Source organism: Paenibacillus cisolokensis (assembly GCF_050481165.1).
GTDB lineage: Bacteria > Bacillota > Bacilli > Paenibacillales > Paenibacillaceae > Paenibacillus_AH > Paenibacillus_AH cisolokensis.
This window is the reverse complement of record NZ_JBCNFP010000196.1, coordinates 1-835: the sequence shown is the minus strand read 5'-3', so window position 1 is coordinate 835 and position 835 is coordinate 1. Positions and strand designations below refer to the sequence as shown.

The 835-nt window shown below is 48.7% G+C and carries 1 protein-coding gene; it reads right to left on the bottom strand.

Going from position 1 to position 835, the window contains the following annotated elements:
- Window positions 1-118: 118 nt before the first annotated feature.
- Window positions 119-835, bottom strand: a 717-nt coding sequence (locus ABEV74_RS22935; RefSeq protein WP_430150002.1) for an IS4 family transposase, incomplete at its 5' end; no start/stop codon positions are given.

The window sequence follows — 835 nt, the reverse complement described above, 5'->3', positions numbered from 1 at the left end:
TAGAATAAAAGTATCTATGATCAAAAATTTACAGTTATCCTTTCCCCTGAATGAGCTAAAATCGTTATACCGGAATAAACGTAGAAGTCATGTTACCAGCAAATGTAATTTAAGGTTGTTATCTTACAATCATTCGTGCGCCCTTCAGCTTTACCGGATGTTTGCGTGGTCGCCCACGTTTGGCTTTTTTCTTTCGTCCTTTTGAAGTGCGTGTTGGCTGTCGGAACAACGCTTGCAGGAACATTTCCCATTCTCTGCCTACGTAAAGCCGCAACAGTTGAAGAACTCTCCACGGCGTATGCGTTGTCCCCGTTTGCAGCTTGATGATGAGCACCAGGGCGTATGCGGTCAAAGCCAAGTACATCTGCGTCCATACCGCTTCCGGTTCCAGACTGTACAGTTTGACGAGCTTCAAATGCTGTTTGATCCACTTGAAGAACAACTCGATCATCCAGCGGTGGCGATAGATCTCGCTAATCTGCTCTGCTGAAAGCTCGTTCACGTTGGTGAGAATCCGGTAGTGGTTGTCTTTGTCATCGGTGAATTCCACCAAGCGAAGTTCAACCTCTACCGTTTCGCCATTGTCGGTGAAAGAGACTTTAACGTCCGCGTCACGCAAAACTTTGGAGGCTTCAGGCACCGGCCGTTCACGAACAGTCACCGTCTTGTTCCGTTTCTGAATCCGGGCGACAAAGCGGATGTTCTGATCCGCCCACGCTTTGTAGTTCTTGTATACAATGTACCCGCGATCCATGACGTAAATCGCATCGTCCGCTACCACCAGATCCACCGCGACTTCGGAATCTGCTACATCGGCGGTGGAGGCGATGATGCG